This window comes from Fulvivirga aurantia, from assembly GCF_009711475.1.
In the GTDB taxonomy this organism is placed as follows: Bacteria; Bacteroidota; Bacteroidia; order Cytophagales; family Cyclobacteriaceae; genus Fulvivirga; species Fulvivirga aurantia.
Map to the genome: position 1 here is coordinate 1 of NZ_SMMD01000138.1, position 676 is coordinate 676.

Sequence of the window (676 nt, forward strand, 5' to 3'; positions counted from 1 at the left end):
AGGTTTGGTTACTTTTGCAACCGTGGAAAAGAGTGTGAGGATACAAAATAATGAGTTGGTTTTGCTTCCATCCAAAGCTGTATGTTGGCCAGTAAAGAATATTTTATTACTTGCAGACCTTCATTTAGGTAAAGTCAACCACTTTAGACGGTCGGGCATTGCAGCGCCAAATAATCCTAATCAAGATAATTTAGAGAGGCTGATTACTACAATTCAGACTCAAAAGCCTTCAAGGGTAATATTTATGGGTGACTTATTTCATAGTCATTATAATGAGGAGTGGGAAGTCTTTGGTCAGGTTCTGAAAAATTTTCCTGAAATATCTTTTGAATTGGTGATGGGCAACCATGATATTTTAAGCGAGTATCAATACCTCAAGCACGCTATGCTCATCCACGAAAAACCTATCATTATAGATAACCTTCTTTTGTCGCATGAGCCACTTACCGATTTTTCTGATGAGCTCTATAATCTTGCGGGTCACGTGCACCCCGGTGTTGTGCTTAGAGGTAAAGGCCGGCAAGGTTTAAAGTTGCCGTGTTTTTGGTTTGGTAAAAGACAAGGATTACTACCTGCATTTGGTGCCTTTACAGGACTGGCAAAACAGAAGCCCGAGAGAGGAGATAAAGTCTTTGTTGTAGTAGAAAATGAAGTATTTGACGTAAGTGGTTAATTT

The 676-nt window shown here is 39.3% G+C and carries 1 protein-coding gene; it reads left to right on the forward strand.

The features are described 5' to 3' along the window. Positions 1-673: ligase-associated DNA damage response endonuclease PdeM (gene pdeM, locus E1176_RS00360; protein ID WP_155208611.1), on the forward strand; the 673-nt coding region annotated here is incomplete at its 5' end. Between the last annotated feature and the right edge of the window lie 3 nt (positions 674-676).